The following is a 16,138-nucleotide window of genomic DNA, read 5'->3' on the forward strand; positions in this document are numbered from 1 at the left end:
TTTACGCTATTAAACGCAAAAAAAGCGCTGATGTGATGCTGAATAAACCGCATACTATCAACGCTTTGTATATGTAAGTAAAGTGGCGTCCCAGGAGAGATTCGAACTCCCGACCGACGGCTTAGAAGGCCGTTGCTCTATCCTGCTGAGCTACTGGGACAAATGATTAATTATCTTAACGACAAGGTTTATTATATAGTTCATCATTAGATAAGTCAACATGTTTTTGAAAAGAACTGAAAAAATCAGTTCTTTTTTATGTAAGGGTAAATTCATTGCGTAGTGATGGCACTTCTGCTCCGTCAACTGTGTAGAAATGAACGGTTGCAGTTTGATCATTAAAATCTATTATAGCATACGTACGCTCTTTTCGCACTCTCGGAAGGAATATACTTCCAGGATTTATGTAGATAATGCCATCAATCATTTCTGAGCCTGCAATGTGGGAATGACCAAAGCAAGCAATGTGTGCGCCCACTTCTTGTGCTTTGTACGTTAAGTTCATTAACGACATTTTGACGTTGTACAAGTGACCGTGTGTAATGTAAAAAGAACGATTGCCAACAAGTTCGATCCGTTCTTTTACGTATGAGCTGTCATAATCACAGTTTCCACGAACGGTCCAAAAATCCTGCATTTCATCCATATCCGCTGGTAGTTCAGAATCACCGCAATGAATCATTCCTTCTACTTCGTTCTCATGACGTTTTTTGATTTCGAGTAATTCAGATGTTAGGCCGTGGCTGTCGCTTACAATCAACACTTTCATCTTTGTATCCCCCTTTTGATGTTGGTTAAAACAGCTGCTTCATAACAGGCACTAATTCTTTTAGGGCATTGGCGCGATGGCTAATTTTATTTTTTGTCTCTTTGTCTAGTTGAGCCATCGTTTTTTCAAGCTGTGGTACGAAGAAAATTGGATCATACCCAAAGCCGTTTTCACCATGCTTCTCAGTCGTAATCATTCCTTCACACGTACCTTCTACAACAATTGTTTCCTTTTCTGGAATGGCAACTGCAAGCGCGCAGTGGAAACGAGCCGTACGTTTTTCTTTTGGTACGTCCTCTAGGTTAGTGAGTAATTTTTGAATATTTGCTTCGTCATTTTTTTCCATTCCCGCATAGCGAGCTGAATAAACACCTGGCTCTCCTCCTATTGCATCAACAGAAAGCCCAGAATCGTCTGCTACTACGATTTTTCCGAACATATGAGAAATAGCTTCCGCTTTAATCGTAGCGTTCTGTTCAAATGTCATCCCTGTTTCCTCGACGTCCTCGATTGAAGGATAATCAAGCAGCGAAGTAACCGTAAATCCTAGCTCACGGAATAAGTCTTCAAATTCTTTTACTTTTCCCGCGTTTTTCGTCGCAATGAGTAGCTCTTTCATCTCGTGTCCTCTTTTCTCTGTGAAAATTTATAAAAAGGAGAGATTCTCATCTCCCCTTTATTATTACTTAATTGCGTCGGCAATGTCACCTAATGCGTCTTTTTGAATGCTGACTAAATCTTGAATGCCTTTCTCAGCTAAGTCGAGCATATCATTCAATTGTTGTCTTGAGAATGTTGCTTCTTCTCCTGTTCCTTGCACTTCTACTAATTGACCTTTGCCAGTCATAATCACGTTCATATCTACTTCTGCAGATGAATCTTCTACATAATTTAGATCGAGAATTTGACCATATTCAGCGCTTACCCCAACAGAAGTTGCGGCTAAGAAATCCGTAATTGGCAGAGCTTCTAGTTTCTTTTGCTCCACAAGTTTTTGAAACGCTAAAACAAGTGCCACAAACGCACCTGTAATGGAAGCTGTACGCGTACCACCATCTGCTTGGATGACGTCACAGTCGATCCAAATCGTTTTTTCGCCTACTTTTTCTAAATCCACTACCGCACGAAGCGCACGGCCAATTAAACGCTGAATTTCCATCGTGCGACCTGTTACTTTTCCTTTTGAGGATTCACGAATATTGCGCTGTTCCGTTGCTCTTGGAAGCATCGAGTATTCTGCTGTAATCCAGCCCTTCCCTTGCCCTCTCATAAACGGTGGAACGCGATCATCAATGCTTGCCGCACAAATAACCTTCGTATCTCCTACCGTAATTAAAACAGAGCCTTCTGGGTGCTTTAGATAGTTTGTCTCAATGGTGATGGGTCTTAACTCATCCTGCTTTCTATTATCAACGCGCATGCGCTCGTCCTCCCTTTTCTAAACCTATGTATTTCATGTAAAAATAAGAAAGAGGTCGCTTAAAAGCTGACCTCTTCGCTTTACGTCTTTATATAGTATATCAAAAATCCCGCTTTAAAAACTACCTGTATTGACCTTTTCTGGTCTTGTCACAGGCTTCGTTAATTCTTTGCCCTTTTCATCTAAAATGTTTGCCTTCCCATTCACTGTTACTTGAACACTTTTGACATCGGGCTGCTCAGTTAGAGACAGGACAAGTGCATCTAGTACGTGCTGTGAAATTTTTGTTCCTTTCATGTTGCCTAAAATGGACTTGTTAAAATCGAGCGTGAGCTTTCCATTCTCCATCGTTGGAACTTTTAACAGCTTCGCATCTGAATTAAAGTCGCTCAACAGACCAGATGTCATAGAAGGCCCTTTAATCAGCTCATCAACAACTGCCGTGAATTTATTTTCATCCCCATTTGGAATGCGCTTTGTGACAGGTACGTAGTAGAGCTTTTTCCCTTCACCCGCTAAATAGTACACGGTAATCGCATGCGTATTTGTAAGATCGGCAATATCCGAGTTATCCAAATTAATACCGTCTGCTCGGCTAACGCCTTCTCCAATCGGCGTATGGTTAACTGGCATTACCTTCTGATCATAGCCGTTGATACGAATCTTCACATTTTTAATGCCTTCAAACTGTGTCAGGGTATACGTAATGGCTTCAAGAATTTTTCGTTCATCTTCTTTTTTATAGTTTTTAAACTCTGGAGAGAAGTCCGCAATGAGCGTATCTTTCCCTTCCGGCTTCACTCCTAATACTTCTGTATCAGCAGGAAGTACGGCTTGGAATCCGTTTGGAAGCTTATCTGTCACAGGTCCGTCTTTCACTAAGTATTTGAGAGACTGTGCAGCTACAGACTGTGTTTTTGGCAGTTCAAATGTTTTAGGTACGACATATCCGTTTTTATCAAGCAAGTATAATTCCTGTTTAATCGTTTCCTTTGATGCTTTTTCGTCTTTCTTTGTTTCTTTCGATGCATCCGTTTTTAAGGATTGCTCTTTTTCTACATATGAGACTTTTTTCGGCGGATCAATTTGTTCAACGGCTTTATCTCCGCCAAACAATCCGCAACCTGATAATAAAACCGTCGAAACTACCACGGTTGAGACTACTGCTGTTTTTGCCTTTTTGGACATTCTTTTCCCTCCTAAGACAGTTTGTACTAATATGTATACGAGTTGTTTTGAGATTTAGACCCCTGACATTTGTTTTTTTTATCTTCTCGTTATCTTTTTGAAAAGATTAAAAAAGGACATAAAAAAAAGACTTACAACATCACTCGTTGTAAATCTTTTTGAAACTCTACAATTCGATATGTTTTACATTGGTCATCGGATGGTCAAACCAGCTAGAAGAAATAGCCTGAAAAAGTTCCGTAGACCCCGTCGTTAAAAATAAATGTACCGGCTCTTCCTCATTTTGATTCAACAAATCACTATAGGACAGAATCGCACTAATTTCACTTGCCGTCTCTTCGCCAGAGCTAATCAGTGTCACCTTACTCCCCAACGCTTCTTGAATAACTTTTTTCAAAACAGGATAATGTGTACATCCTAAAATTAACGTATCAATATCTGTATGTGTTAATGGTGCTAGCGTTTCTTGGACAATTCGCCGTGCTTCATCACTTGCAAAATTGCCGCTTTCAACAAGCGGAACGAAAAGCGGACAAGCGAGGCTGTCCACTTCCACCCTGCTATTGAGTTCTGTTAGTGCAAGCGGATATGCCTGACTCTTAATCGTTCCATTCGTACCAATTACGCCTATTTTATGATTATTCGTTACCTTAAGAGCGGCACGTGCACCAGGCTGAATAACCCCTAAAACAGGAATATCAAGCTTCTCCTGAATTTCCTCTAAAACAACTGCTGTTGCCGTATTACAGGCAATGACCAGCATTTTTATGTTTTGCTTCAGTAAATAATGGGTCATTTCCCATGTAAATTGTCTTACTTCCTCACTTGGGCGCGGTCCATAAGGACAGCGCGCCGTATCGCCCATGTAAATGATTCTTTCTTTTGGCAACTGCCGCATAATTTCCTTTGCTACCGTTAATCCGCCTACTCCTGAATCAATTACACCTATTGGTCTACTCAAACAATCGCCTCATTCTTCTTTCATTTCTATATAAAGCTTTTCTAAGCCATTTTGAAGATCTGCAACCGCATCGGGAGTCATTTGATCTAAAATACCTTTTAGATAATCCTGACGCTTTTGAACCACTTCTTCAATAATTCGTGTTCCCTCTTCTAGAAGGTGAATACGAACTACTCGTCGATCACTTGCATCTTTTACCCTCATGACAAGATGGTTCCGCTCCATTCGGTCTACGAGATCGGTTGTCGTACTACACGCAGAAAACATTTTATTTGAAAGGTCACCTATTGTCATATCACCATACTCTAAAAGCCACTGTAATGCTACAAATTGAGGAGGAGTAATCGTATAGTCATTTAAAATTTCTCTCCCCTTTTGCTTTACAATTGTAGAGATATAGCGAAGTGATTTTTCCATCTGAGCTATCGACTGTTCGTTCAACACGTTATTCAATGATATCATGACTCCCTCTCCCATTAAAATTCACTAGCATTATTTATATTTTGGCTCTTTTACGTATAAATTTCAAGAGCAAAATTCTCATATATATCCATTTACTTTATGATGAGATAACTTTAGGTTTGGATTACACTTCTGTCTATGTGCCCACAAAAAAGAGGCGTGAATTTCTTCACACCTCTCTTACTTATTTATTCTGCTTTTTATGAAGTGTCATAAGTGCTTTGCGATACGCTTCATCAGTTGTAATCTCTTCTTCTAACGTATCGTTTTGCTCCTCTTCTACTTCTGTTTCTGTTAATTCTTTGTCCTGCCATTTTTGTAGAGCTTGACGATACATATCGTCACCCATTTTAAAATTAGGCTCAGACTTCTTCAGCTTACTTGCTTTAATTTCTGTTCTTTCAACTGGTGCTTCTTCTGTTTTTAATGGAGTAGGAGCTGATTTTTCCACGCGAGGTGATGGCTCTGCCTTCGGTTGTTCGACCTTGGGCTCCTCGATTTTTGGTTCCTCTACCTTCGGCTCTTCTACCTTAGGTTCTGGCTCTACCTCTACAGGCGTTTCTGTAGAAGCAGCTGATGCCTCCTCCACATGCTTTTCTTCAGAAGAAGCTTGCTTGTTAGCAGCTATAGATCGAATGTTCATCGAGATTAGAATCGCAATAACAATTATAGCAACTACCACACTTACGATAATAGCCATTATGTGTTCATCTCCCTATTATGCTTTTCGTAATCCTGTTGTTTCTTTCGCAATACCCGCTACACGTGCACCTAATGCACGACCAAGCTGTAACCCATCTTCAGAGATAGGGTCTTTGCTGTCAACATCACATGTTACGCCTACACCGTAGTATGAACCGTAAAGAGCATTTTCAGGGATATTTCCTGGTAATCCAGCGATGATCATTCCTTGATGAAGCATTGGTGTAATAAGGTTAAGCATTGCTGCCTCAACTCCACCATGAACGGTTGCTGTTGTACAGAATACAGCCCCAATTTTGTTAATAAGCTTTCCATTTGCCCACAGGTAACCAAGCTTATCGATCCATGTTTTTAAATCTGCACTGATTGTACCGAAATGTCCTGGACCTCCCCAGATGATTGCATCCATATTCGCTAAATCACGAACATCTGCATCATGCACATGATCAATAAATACTTCTGCACCTTCTACACGTCCAGCTCCTTCAGCAATCGCTTCTGCAAGTGCTTTTGTATGTCCACCTTCACTATCGTACACAACATAAATTCTCATATTTCTACCTCCTAGTAATAACGTTTCCACCTAAAAAGAAAGTAATGTATACTACCGACCTAGAAACAAAAGTGAAACAATGAAACCTGGATACGCGCACGTTCCAGGTTTCATCACCTCTTATCTTTTATTAAGATGACTTTGCTTCTTTTGGTGATGGTAACATTGGAAGCTCTTCACGTTTTTGTTTCGCTTTGTCTTTTCGAACGTCACGTAAGAATAAGCTTAAGAACGTACCAACGACACATAAAATAGAAGACCAGTAAAAGGCATCATTGATTCCCATAACGTTCGCATCAATTTGCATTTTACCACCTAATAGTTGCATCGCATAGGTTTTTGCTTGTTCCACCGGAATATGCATGGACTGTGCAACAGATTGAACATATGATTGGAACGAGTGCATGAACTGCGGATTTGCCGTGTTCATTTCGTTCGACATGTTCACTGAATGGAAAACCGTACGATTTGTATAAACCGTTGTAACTAAGCTGATCCCTAGTGATCCCATTACTTGGCGAAGCGTATTCGTCATCGCTGTACCATGACTTGTTAAGTGCTTCGGTAATTGGTTCATACCTGCTGTCATAACTGGCATCATAAGTAATGACATACCAAATGAACGAGCAATGTAAACACCTAAAATCCAAGAATAAGATGTATCGATTGTTAAACGTGTGAATTCAAATGTTGTAATCGTCGTAATGATCATTCCAACGATCGCCAACGGTCTTGGCCCTACTTTATCAAATAAAACCCCTGAAATTGGTGACATGGCCAGCATAATTAATGCACCTGGTAATAGTAATAAACCAGATTGAAGTGGCGTAAACCCTCGAAGGTTTTGTAAGAAAATCGGAAGCAAGAACATTCCTGTAAACATCGCAACTGTAATAACAGCATTGATGACATTCGCTAATGAAAAGATACCGTGATTAAACACTCTAAAGTCTAATAGTGGTCGTTCAGAGCGTAGTTGCTGCAGAATAAATGCAACGATCCCAATAAGTCCAATAATAATTGTTAGTAGAACAACTGGGTCTCCCCAACCATCGCTACCTGCTTGGCTCACACCATATAATAAAGATGCTACACCAACAATTGATAATAACGAACCAATTACATCAAGTCGAACTTGTTTTGGCGGGAACACATTTTTCAGTTTAAACGCTGCAATAGCGAAAATAATTACTCCGAATGGAACAAGCGCGTAGAACATAAGGCGCCAGTCATAGTTTTGGATAACCCAACCAGATAATGTTGGACCAACCGCCGGAGCGAACATCATTGCTAAACCAAAGATCCCCATCCCTCTTCCTCGCATTTCTGGAGGGAAGATCGAAAAGATGATTGTCATAACTAGTGGTTGTAGTACTCCTCCACCAATTGCTTGGATAATACGTCCAATCAGCATAATTGAAAAGTTAGGCGCGATTCCACATACAAGTGTTCCAATTGTGAAACAGAACATTGCGATTAAAAACAGAATACGTGTACCAAACCGCTCAATTAAAAAGGCTGAAAGTGGAATTAACACACCGTTTACTAGCATGTATCCAGTAGATAACCACTGAATAGTTGTAGCAGATACCCCAAACTCATTCATTAAATGCGGCATTGCCACATTTAGAAGCGTCTGATTTAGGATGGCTAGGAACAATCCTAGCATCAAAATAACCAAGAGTGGTATATGACGGCGAATTCCGTTATCCTGTGTTTCAGCAGCTTGAGAAGTCATTCAAACAACCTCCTTTCTTTTTGTTACCTGTGTTACGAACCATTATTTTGTTGAAATTTTTACTTCAGCGTTCATTCCTGGTAATACTTTATCAGAAGGTGCTTTAATTGAAATTTTAACTGGTACTTTTTGTGTTACTTTTGTGTAGTTACCGCTTGTGTTTTGTTGCGGCATTACGGAGAAAGTAGATGTTGTTGCATAACCGATTTCTTCTACTTCACCTTCAAATGTTGTACCTGAGTCTCCATCAACTGTTACGTCTACAGAGTCACCTTTTTCGATATCTTTTAATTTGTCTTCTTTAATGTTAGCTGTAATATACAGATTATTCATGTCTGCAGTTTGTGCAAGAACTTGACCGGCTTGAACCATTTGGTTGTCAGAAGCCTCTTTTTTGATTACTTTACCTTCCATGCTAGAAGATACTCCAACTGTTTGCTTACCATCAGATACTTTACCTACTTGAGCATCTTTTGTTACGTCGTCCCCTTCTTCAACTGTCCATCCAGATAATTTACCAGACGTCGGAGCTACGATTTGACCCATACTTGCTGCTACCTTTGCTTCATCTGTTTTTACGTAGTTGGCACTTTGATAGTAGTAATAAGAACCTCCTGCGATTAATGCAAGAACTACGATCATACCAATAATATTTGTAAGAATTAAGCGTCCTCTGCTCATTGTCAATCTCCTTTCGTTCACCATGCTAATAATTAATAATGATAAAAATAAAAGCTAACATATAATTTATTTAGTTAAACAAAATAAATTTAGACCAAAAAAAAAGGCACTACAATACTTTAGTGAAATTACCTCACTAATTCAAGTAGTTTTTTCTGGATGTAATTCCTCCATTGTTCCATCTAACTTCTTCATGAAATCCATGAATGTAACAACCCCAGACTCCATATCCTCTAGGTTATATTGTGAAGCGGTTTGGATATAGACATCCATTACTTGAGTAAAAACTTCATTTCCTTTTTCTGTTAACTCAATCACAACTGCTCGTCGGTCTTCTTTATCATACCCTCGCTGCAAAAGTTCATTTTTAACAAGATGATCTACCATTCTTGTTAACGAACTTGGCAGCACGTCGACCTTATGAGCTAATTGGCTAACACGAATTGCCCCGTACTTGTGAACCTTAAAAATAATGCGAAATTGTAGCGACGTGATTTCGTAAGGGGTCAATACTTTATCTAAAATTAATTCTTGTTTCTTATGAATTAATCGAAGCCCTTCATTTATACGTTCTAACATATCAATATCACATTCCATTTTGCCCACGAATCTCTTTCACTCCTTTCGAAGAAATTCATCTTTAAATATTAATATTTAAGTAATATAAATATTAATTTACAAAAATAAAAATGTCAACTACTAAAACTTAAATTTTTAATCACTAAAACATTAAACAATTTATTATTACGTATATGCAACCTTTTTGCCTTTGTTTCATAAAATTTTTTCTTCATCGCAATTTAAGAAGAAAGTGAGCGCTCGTAACGTTTTCTTCCCCTCCTTCCTTTTCTTCTAACAAATATGTAATAAAAAGGAAAAAGTTTGACAATTTAATTTAAATTGTTTAACATTTAAGTTAACAAACAATTGAAAAAGGGGATCAGCATGGTAGAAGAAAAAATAGAACTTGCACAAAGTGTCCAAATGTCACTTATTGCTATTAACAAAAAACTCCGACCAATCGTTGATAAAAATTTACAACCATATAAAATTACAGGCCCACAGTTTCACGTTATGCATATGATTGCAAAAGAAGGATTAACAAGAGTTACACAGCTTGCAGACCTAATGAATGTGAAACCGAGCGCAATTACCGTGCTAATGGATCGCTTAATTGATCGCGACTTAGTGGAACGCGTTCACTCCAAACGAGATCGTCGTGTCGTTATGGTGAGTCTCAGTGAACAAGGAAAAGCGCTTCTTGAAGAAATGACTGAATCACACCGCAAACTGATGAATCACTACTTTACACAATTCTCTGTAGAAGAACTGAATACATTCTATCAATTATTTGAGAAGCTAGATGACGTAATCTCAAATACAGAGATTGACTAACATAGAATTTTCTAATCCATTTTTTTGAAAACGATTGCGTAAAAAAAAGACGTTCCCCACACGGAACGTCTTTTTTTACATTAGCGATGAGCAGGAAAATGCGGAAGTACTTCTTCACCTAATTCATGAATAACTTCCTCTGCTGGTCGCTGACTGTCGAATAGCGCGAAAAACAAATGATTGACGCCAATTTCTTTATAAATGCTTAAAAGCTCAATTAACACGTTTCGTCCTGCACGGAAGCCTAGACGGATAGGGGTAATGGATTCATTCGGATCTTCTGACAGATCTAAGTGCATTGGCTGTGTGAATGGTTTAAACTGACCAGGATGGTACTGCTCGACTAGCTCTCGCCACTGTCTAATGGACTCTGCTTGTAAATGCGGCGCACGAGGATAGTACATCCAACCATCTCCATGCTCTGCAAACCAGTCCATTGATTGCTGACTATAGCCTGTGATCATCGTTGGAATTTGCGTTGTCGGTTTTGGTACTAAATTAGCCCCTTGTATTTGTCCAACACTGGCAGCAATTTGAGGATATTCTTCATAGAGCGCTTGCTGTAAGTATTGAAACGACTCAACAAATCTTGCCCCACGATCAGCGTGCGACACGCCTAGTCCTCTAAAATCAGCGCGGCGATCACCTGATGAAACCCCCATAATGAGACGCTCTGGAAACAATTGATCAATCGTTGCGATCTCTTTTGCAATTCGTAAAGGATGACGTAGTGGTAGCACTACCGCTGAAGTTCCAAGCGCGATCTCTTTTGTTTGGCTTGCTAAATAGGTAAGGTAAATCATCATATCATAGATTTGACCTACCGCCGGATCACCAAACATTGGATCTTCTAGTAACACATCGCGGAACCATAACCCTGTAAACCCATATTTCTCTGCCAATTGAGACAGCTCTACTTGCTTTTCCATCGTTGGAGTAGCAAATTGATAATTCTCTAACGGAATATGAAGCCCTAGCGTGAGCTCTCCCTCTTTGTACATACGATTGTAAGCATGGTGATTAGAAAATGTGTTCATATGTCTTCCTCCTTCTTCTCTCGCCTCACTCTGTGGTGAAGCTGCTGTTGAAGGTCATTATGAAGCATATAAGTTAACGTGAGAAGTACGCACTTTTAAGTTCGATAGGTACTTTTAAGTGCCATTATTTTGCCTTCATAAAATCATAAGTCGTCCAGCATCGATTCATCACAATGCCTTTTTCTTCTGCGTACTCGTCTCCCCACTCACACATCGCAAATAACGTAGCCTGCAGCTTTTTCCCTTGAGAAGTAGTGGAATACTCCACTTTTGGAGGTACTTGCTGATACACCGTTCGTTCAATTAACCCGTGATGCTCAAGCTCACGTAGCTGCTGAGTGAGCATTTTTTGCGTAATTCCTGGTAATGAACGTCTTAATTCATTAAAACGTTTCACCCCTTCATTTAAGTTCCATAAAATAAGAACTTTCCACTTTCCGCCTATAACATCTATCACTAAATCAATAGCACATTGATATTCTTTTTCAAGCTCTTTCACGACTTTCACCTCTTTGTAGTTTCTAAATGGATACTACCTTACGAAATAGTGCCTACTTGTTTTTTAGAACAATGGTATCTATTATAAACCATATCGAAAATACAGCTCAAATTTAAAGGGAGATGACATAAAAATGAAAGCATTACTTTTACATGATAAAGGACAGTGGGCGAACATGAAGCTAGAGGAAATCGAGACGCCTAAGCCAAAAAGCGGAGAAATTTTAGTCGAGGTTCATGCCGTTGGACTGAACCCTGTTGATTACAAGACGGCAACAGGTGGAAACCCTGCTTGGACATACCCACACATTTTGGCAGTAGACGTTGCAGGAACAGTCGCAGCCATTGGTGAGAGTGTGACACAATGGAACATCGGAGATCGCGTTGTTTACCACGGCGATTTCACCAAAAGAGGTGGATATGCTGAATTTGCGATTACTACAGCTCACAGCGTATCACGAATTCCTGAAAGTATTTCTTATGAGGAAGCAGTATCTCTTCCATGTGCAGGATATACAGCGTATCAAGCTTTGTTCCGCAAGCTTCCTCTTAACAACGTGAAAACGATTATGATTCACGGAGGAGCTGGTGGTGTAGGTGGATTTGGTGTCCAACTAGCTAAGCTTGCAGGCCTAGAGGTGTTCTCAACGGCTTCCTCTCATAACCATGAATACGTCAAATCTCTCGGTGCTGATCACGTTTTTGACTACCGAGAAGAAGATGTAACAGCGAAAGTAATGGAGCTTACGAATGGCCGCGGTGTCGATGCAGTAGTTGACGCAGTAAGTCGTCAAAACGCGACAGATTCATTAGATATGCTTGCTTATATGGGACACATGGTCTACATCGCTGGAGCACCTGATTTCACTAAAATTAAAGGCTTCACGAAAGTCGTTTCTTATCACGAAGTTGCCTTAAATGCAGCACATCAGTCCGATGATCAATCGCCACAAGAAGATCTAGCAAAAATGGGCGACGATATGCTGTCTCTATTAGAGCAAAAGAAAATTAAATCGTTACTTGAAGAAGTTATCACGCTTGAAGAAGTCCCAGCAGCGCTAGTACGCTTGTCAGAGCGTCACGTCCGCGGGAAAATTGTCGCAAAAATAAAATAAGCTGTGAAAGAAGGCCGCGCTAAACGGCCTTCTTTTTTAAAAGCCGAAAGAGGTAGTTCCCCCATCAACGAGTAAGTTTTGACCGGTGACGTAACTAGATCCCTTTGCTGCGAAAAAAACAACGGGCGTAATAATTTCGTCAATTGTTCCGATACGACGCATCGAATTACGATTTTCAATAGGACGTCTAAACTCATCATCCTCGAGCGCTTTGGCATTTAGAGACGTTTTCACAAACCCAGGGCTCACAGCATTAACAGTAATGTTATAAGGAGCTAGCTCACTCGCTGTTTGCTTAGTAAAGTGAACGACCGCTGCTTTACTAGGTCCATATGCAGTTGAAAAAGAAAGCGTAATTTCACTGGACATGGACGCAATGTTGATAATTCGCCCGTAACGCGCTTCCTTCATTTTACGGGCTACAACTTTGGTCGTTAGAAAAACAGACGTAACGTTCGTTTTCATAATCTTCTCCCATTCTTCCTGTTCCAAATGATCTAACGTTTTTCGAACGGTTGCTCCCGCATTATTCACGAGGACATCGATTTTTCCAAATCTCTTTATAACCTCTTCTGTCATCCTCTCGATTTGCTGTTCATCTGTTACATCACAAACAAGACCGAGCGTCTCATTAGCCGTTTCACTTTGAATATCATTGGCCGCTTGTTGAATAGTCGAAGCATTTCTCCCAAGCACTACAACCTTTGCTCCTAGAGTGGAAAAAGATCGTGCGAGCGTAAACCCTATGCCCCTGCTTGCTCCTGTAACCACTACGACTTGATCTCGGAAATCAAATAACTTCATCTCCTGCTCTCCTCCTCTGTTTCTACCGAATTTCGTCAGTTCATGATTATGATTTTTACTTTCCCCATTTCGACTGGTTTTAAGAAAAAAATTTTAGGGTAGCTTGTATCTTACAACATAAGATTGGACGAACTGTGCTTCTGGTTCGGAAATAGCACGGGCTAATAGTCTAAAAAGGGGGAAAAGAGATGGCTGTACATACTCAAAAACAAAAGGTAGGTTGGAAGACCACTCTTGCTTACGGGTCCGGTGACATTTTTGGCGGTGGCTCCATTGCCATTATCGGTCTCTGGCTCATGTTTTTCTACACAAAATTCGGCGGCTTAACTGCTACACAAGCAGCATCTATCCTAGCGATTTCTCGTTTTATTGACGCCTTTTTTGATCCTTTAATGGGGTATATCACCGATAACTTTCATCGAAGCAAATTCGGCAAACGATTTGGGCGAAGAGGATTTTTCTTCTTGCTTGGAATTCCGTTTTCGTTAACCTATTCATTGCTCTGGATCAGTGATTTAGGCTACTGGTATTACCTTTTAACATACATTCTTTTTGGACTAGTCTTTTCGTTAATTACCGTTCCATATGAAACACTCTCAGCAGAAATGACGCGAGATTTTAACGTACGCTCACGTCTCACGACCGTACGCCTTATTTTCTCACAGGGCTCTACCTTCTTAGCAGCATGGCTTCCTGGTGTATTAATTGGGATTTACGGCGAAAAGTCTCCGTTTTCTTTTTTCTTAATGGGTGCAGTCTTCTCGATCATTTTTGCGATTATTATGATTGGCTTGTACCGTTTCACATTTGAAGAACCAGTAACAGAAAAGGTGAAGGAGCCTCTTCACTTTAAGGAAGATATGAAAAAGCTTTTTAAAGGACTACTTTCAACCTTCAAAATTAGAACTTTCAGATTACATACATTAATGTATGCAGGCGCTTATGCAGCACAGGACATCTTCGGGGCTACATTTGCTTATTACGTTGCCTTTGCTTTAGGAGAAAATACGGTTCTTGCTTCCAAACTCTTAAGCACGATGGGCATTATCCAAATGATCTTTATTCCCGTTTTTGCTTGGGCTTGTGTGAAGCTCGGAAACGGCTCGGCTTATCAAATTGCTTTAGGCACTGTCTTCGTATCCATACTTGCCTACATAAGCGTGTATTACTTCGCTTCCGCACACGTTGTGGCTATGCTTTATGTGATCGCGATCTTCATGGGGATTGGCAGAAGCGGAACTTATTTTGTTCCGTGGAATATTTATAGTTTTATCCCTGATGTTGATCAAATGCTGACAAGGGAACGTCGTGAAGGAATTTTTGCGGGTACGATGACCTTTATTCGAAAGCTTGTGCAGTCCATTGCTCTTTTCTTAGTCGGTATCATTCTTGACAGCTTTGGGTTTGCATCCGGTAATACCGCTCAACCTGCTCAAGCAATTACAGGTATTATGGTCGTATTCGGAATAGGAACTCTCTTATTCGTAGCATTCGGCTTTATCGTTTCACTTCGTTTTAAACTTAACAAACATAGACATGAAGTACTACTTACAGAAATTCAACGTCTTGAGAGCGGTGGCTCTATGCAAGATGTCGATGATCATACAAAAAAAGTAGTGGAAGAATTGACTGGATGGGAATATGAACGTACGTGGGGAAACAATGATATAGGTAACGCCCCTCCCCCAAAGCAACCAAAGACAACGTTCGTTAACATCTAACTAAAAGGATGAATCGCGGAAAGTGATTCATCCTTTTTAAAGTTGTATAAGTTCAACTTTATTTCTCTCTTCTAATACTATTGAATTCATTCTACTAATATAGCTTTTGCTAATATTATTGCTCTAGACCCACATGATTCTGTAATGGTACGATAGAAAAGCTGATTTTTTAGATATCGTATGAGGTGAAGAAATGACTAAAAGCAGAGAGTCCATCGCGAAAAAAGTAGCCTGGATTAGCGTATGGAGTAACATTGTTTTAACAGTAGGAAAAATGATTATTGGCTACTCGAGTAACAGTGATGCCGTATTTGCTGACGGTATTCATTCAGCAGCAGATGTCTTCGCATCCATTATCGTACTTATTGTTATTCGATTAGCTAATAAACCAGCGGATGATGACCATCCTTATGGCCACGGAAAAGCAGAAGTTATCGTATCAGGGATCGTCGGAATTATTCTTTTTCTCGTCGCCATGTACATTGTCTTTGAAGGTGTATCAGGGTTTTTCCATCCTATTGAATCACCAACACTTATGGCCATGTGGGTAGCATTGTTCTCGTATGTAGCCAAAATTCTTCTATACCAGTATTCACTAAAAACGGCGAAAGCCCAACAAAGTAAAGCTATTGAAGCCATTGCGTTTGATCACAAAGCAGATATTATTGCTTCTATTGCCGCAGCAATGGGTGTTATTGTGTCCATCGTTGGTAAACAAGAGAAAATTCATTTTCTTCTATATGGAGATAAAGTAGCCAGCATTTTCGTTGCCTTTTTGATTTTCCGTATTTCTTGGCAAATGATGAACGAGGCCTTTCAGATTTTAATGGAACGAAACGTGGCACCAGATCTTTTAGAGGAATTTACTGCAACGATTGAATCATTTCCTGAAGTAAAACGAATTGATCTTATTCGCGCACGTGAGCACGGACACTACATATTAGTAGATGTTCGCATCTCAATTGACCACTTCAAAACGATCAAACAAGGGCACGACTTAGGACGAGAAATTAAAAAGGTACTGATGGCCAAAAATGATCACATTCAGGAAGTACTTATTCACTTAAACCCCTATTTTCCCGAATAAAAAAAGC

The 16,138-nt window shown here is 39.9% G+C and carries 18 protein-coding genes and 1 tRNA gene; 4 read left to right on the top strand and 15 right to left on the bottom strand.

Annotated elements, in window-relative coordinates; all coding sequences use genetic code 11:
* Positions 1–83 precede the first annotated feature (83 nt).
* The 12 genes from IE339_RS20025 to IE339_RS20080 form a co-directional block, all read right to left on the bottom strand.
* Positions 84–160, bottom strand: a tRNA-Arg gene (locus IE339_RS20025).
* 96 nt (positions 161–256) lie between these two features.
* The gene (locus tag IE339_RS20030; RefSeq protein WP_242170557.1) at positions 257–769 is read right to left on the bottom strand and encodes a metallophosphoesterase family protein; all 513 of its coding nucleotides are present in this window, start codon (positions 767–769) and stop codon (positions 257–259) included.
* 25 nt (positions 770–794) lie between these two features.
* On the bottom strand, positions 795–1,388 hold the full coding sequence (locus IE339_RS20035; RefSeq protein ID WP_242170559.1) for an XTP/dITP diphosphatase: 594 nt from the start codon (positions 1,386–1,388) through the stop codon (positions 795–797).
* Between the two features lie 63 nt (positions 1,389–1,451).
* Positions 1,452–2,189, bottom strand: coding sequence for a ribonuclease PH (rph, locus tag IE339_RS20040; RefSeq protein WP_242170562.1), 738 nt, complete (start codon positions 2,187–2,189; stop codon positions 1,452–1,454).
* 114 nt (positions 2,190–2,303) lie between these two features.
* Positions 2,304–3,377 (bottom strand): GerMN domain-containing protein, encoded by a 1,074-nt coding sequence (locus IE339_RS20045; protein ID WP_242170564.1) that lies wholly within the window; start codon positions 3,375–3,377, stop codon positions 2,304–2,306.
* A 166-nt stretch (positions 3,378–3,543) separates the two neighbouring features.
* Positions 3,544–4,338 (bottom strand): glutamate racemase, encoded by a 795-nt coding sequence (racE, locus tag IE339_RS20050; RefSeq protein WP_242170566.1) that lies wholly within the window; start codon positions 4,336–4,338, stop codon positions 3,544–3,546.
* Between the two features lie 9 nt (positions 4,339–4,347).
* Entirely contained in the window at positions 4,348–4,800 is a 453-nt protein-coding gene (locus tag IE339_RS20055; protein ID WP_157052662.1) for a MarR family winged helix-turn-helix transcriptional regulator, read from the bottom strand.
* A 184-nt stretch (positions 4,801–4,984) separates the two neighbouring features.
* Positions 4,985–5,500 (bottom strand): hypothetical protein, encoded by a 516-nt coding sequence (locus tag IE339_RS20060; RefSeq protein WP_242176299.1) that lies wholly within the window; start codon positions 5,498–5,500, stop codon positions 4,985–4,987.
* An 18-nt stretch (positions 5,501–5,518) separates the two neighbouring features.
* Positions 5,519–6,055, bottom strand: a complete 537-nt coding sequence (locus IE339_RS20065; protein WP_242170568.1) for an NAD(P)H-dependent oxidoreductase — start codon at positions 6,053–6,055, stop codon at positions 5,519–5,521.
* Between the two features lie 130 nt (positions 6,056–6,185).
* Positions 6,186–7,793, bottom strand: a complete 1,608-nt coding sequence (locus tag IE339_RS20070; RefSeq protein WP_242170571.1) for a DHA2 family efflux MFS transporter permease subunit — start codon at positions 7,791–7,793, stop codon at positions 6,186–6,188.
* Positions 7,794–7,835: 42 nt separating this feature from the next.
* Positions 7,836–8,474 carry a biotin/lipoyl-containing protein gene (locus IE339_RS20075; RefSeq protein WP_242170574.1) on the bottom strand — a complete coding sequence of 213 codons (639 nt, stop codon included), beginning with the start codon at positions 8,472–8,474 and terminating at the stop codon, positions 7,836–7,838.
* 141 nt (positions 8,475–8,615) lie between these two features.
* Positions 8,616–9,071 carry a MarR family winged helix-turn-helix transcriptional regulator gene (locus tag IE339_RS20080; RefSeq protein ID WP_242176256.1) on the bottom strand — a complete coding sequence of 152 codons (456 nt, stop codon included), beginning with the start codon at positions 9,069–9,071 and terminating at the stop codon, positions 8,616–8,618.
* A gap of 348 nt (positions 9,072–9,419) precedes the next feature.
* On the opposite strand from IE339_RS20080, the gene IE339_RS20085 reads away from it, so the two are divergent.
* Positions 9,420–9,869 carry a MarR family winged helix-turn-helix transcriptional regulator gene (locus IE339_RS20085; protein WP_242170577.1) on the top strand — a complete coding sequence of 150 codons (450 nt, stop codon included), beginning with the start codon at positions 9,420–9,422 and terminating at the stop codon, positions 9,867–9,869.
* An 80-nt stretch (positions 9,870–9,949) separates the two neighbouring features.
* Here the strand turns inward: IE339_RS20085 and IE339_RS20090 are convergent, their stop codons facing one another.
* Positions 9,950–10,906 (bottom strand): LLM class oxidoreductase, encoded by a 957-nt coding sequence (locus IE339_RS20090; protein WP_242170579.1) that lies wholly within the window; start codon positions 10,904–10,906, stop codon positions 9,950–9,952.
* Between the two features lie 124 nt (positions 10,907–11,030).
* On the bottom strand, positions 11,031–11,405 hold the full coding sequence (locus IE339_RS20095) for a winged helix-turn-helix transcriptional regulator (protein ID WP_277933922.1): 375 nt from the start codon (positions 11,403–11,405) through the stop codon (positions 11,031–11,033).
* 133 nt (positions 11,406–11,538) lie between these two features.
* On the opposite strand from IE339_RS20095, the gene IE339_RS20100 reads away from it, so the two are divergent.
* The gene (locus IE339_RS20100) at positions 11,539–12,519 is read left to right on the top strand and encodes a zinc-binding dehydrogenase (RefSeq protein ID WP_242170583.1); all 981 of its coding nucleotides are present in this window, start codon (positions 11,539–11,541) and stop codon (positions 12,517–12,519) included.
* Positions 12,520–12,555: 36 nt separating this feature from the next.
* On the opposite strand, the gene IE339_RS20105 is transcribed toward IE339_RS20100, so the two are convergent.
* The gene (locus IE339_RS20105; RefSeq protein ID WP_242170584.1) at positions 12,556–13,323 is read right to left on the bottom strand and encodes an SDR family NAD(P)-dependent oxidoreductase; all 768 of its coding nucleotides are present in this window, start codon (positions 13,321–13,323) and stop codon (positions 12,556–12,558) included.
* A 188-nt stretch (positions 13,324–13,511) separates the two neighbouring features.
* Here IE339_RS20105 and IE339_RS20110 point away from each other — a divergent pair, with 188 nt between their 5' ends.
* Together IE339_RS20110 and IE339_RS20115 are read left to right on the top strand one after the other, a co-directional pair.
* Positions 13,512–15,044 carry an MFS transporter gene (locus tag IE339_RS20110; RefSeq protein ID WP_242170586.1) on the top strand — a complete coding sequence of 511 codons (1,533 nt, stop codon included), beginning with the start codon at positions 13,512–13,514 and terminating at the stop codon, positions 15,042–15,044.
* A 193-nt stretch (positions 15,045–15,237) separates the two neighbouring features.
* On the top strand, positions 15,238–16,131 hold the full coding sequence (locus IE339_RS20115) for a cation diffusion facilitator family transporter (RefSeq protein WP_242170588.1): 894 nt from the start codon (positions 15,238–15,240) through the stop codon (positions 16,129–16,131).
* Positions 16,132–16,138 lie beyond the last annotated feature (7 nt).

Source organism: Priestia koreensis (assembly GCF_022646885.1).
Lineage (GTDB): Bacteria > Bacillota > Bacilli > Bacillales > Bacillaceae_H > Bacillus_AG > Bacillus_AG koreensis_A.

What these genes read in the sequence shown, in the direction of transcription:
- IE339_RS20030 (WP_242170557.1), bottom strand. Translation starts at nt 769, where the DNA reads ATGAAAGTGTTGATTGTAAGCGACAGCCACGGCCTAACATCTGAATTA.
- IE339_RS20035 (WP_242170559.1), bottom strand. Translation starts at nt 1,388, where the DNA reads ATGAAAGAGCTACTCATTGCGACGAAAAACGCGGGAAAAGTAAAAGAA.
- rph (WP_242170562.1), bottom strand. Translation starts at nt 2,189, where the DNA reads ATGCGCGTTGATAATAGAAAGCAGGATGAGTTAAGACCCATCACCATT.
- IE339_RS20045 (WP_242170564.1), bottom strand. Translation starts at nt 3,377, where the DNA reads ATGTCCAAAAAGGCAAAAACAGCAGTAGTCTCAACCGTGGTAGTTTCG.
- IE339_RS20055 (WP_157052662.1), bottom strand. Translation starts at nt 4,800, where the DNA reads ATGATATCATTGAATAACGTGTTGAACGAACAGTCGATAGCTCAGATG.
- IE339_RS20060 (WP_242176299.1), bottom strand. Translation starts at nt 5,500, where the DNA reads ATGGCTATTATCGTAAGTGTGGTAGTTGCTATAATTGTTATTGCGATT.
- IE339_RS20065 (WP_242170568.1), bottom strand. Translation starts at nt 6,055, where the DNA reads ATGAGAATTTATGTTGTGTACGATAGTGAAGGTGGACATACAAAAGCA.
- IE339_RS20070 (WP_242170571.1), bottom strand. Translation starts at nt 7,793, where the DNA reads ATGACTTCTCAAGCTGCTGAAACACAGGATAACGGAATTCGCCGTCAT.
- IE339_RS20075 (WP_242170574.1), bottom strand. Translation starts at nt 8,474, where the DNA reads ATGAGCAGAGGACGCTTAATTCTTACAAATATTATTGGTATGATCGTA.
- IE339_RS20080 (WP_242176256.1), bottom strand. Translation starts at nt 9,071, where the DNA reads ATGGAATGTGATATTGATATGTTAGAACGTATAAATGAAGGGCTTCGA.
- IE339_RS20085 (WP_242170577.1), top strand. Translation starts at nt 9,420, where the DNA reads ATGGTAGAAGAAAAAATAGAACTTGCACAAAGTGTCCAAATGTCACTT.
- IE339_RS20090 (WP_242170579.1), bottom strand. Translation starts at nt 10,906, where the DNA reads ATGAACACATTTTCTAATCACCATGCTTACAATCGTATGTACAAAGAG.
- IE339_RS20100 (WP_242170583.1), top strand. Translation starts at nt 11,539, where the DNA reads ATGAAAGCATTACTTTTACATGATAAAGGACAGTGGGCGAACATGAAG.
- IE339_RS20105 (WP_242170584.1), bottom strand. Translation starts at nt 13,323, where the DNA reads ATGAAGTTATTTGATTTCCGAGATCAAGTCGTAGTGGTTACAGGAGCA.
- IE339_RS20110 (WP_242170586.1), top strand. Translation starts at nt 13,512, where the DNA reads ATGGCTGTACATACTCAAAAACAAAAGGTAGGTTGGAAGACCACTCTT.
- IE339_RS20115 (WP_242170588.1), top strand. Translation starts at nt 15,238, where the DNA reads ATGACTAAAAGCAGAGAGTCCATCGCGAAAAAAGTAGCCTGGATTAGC.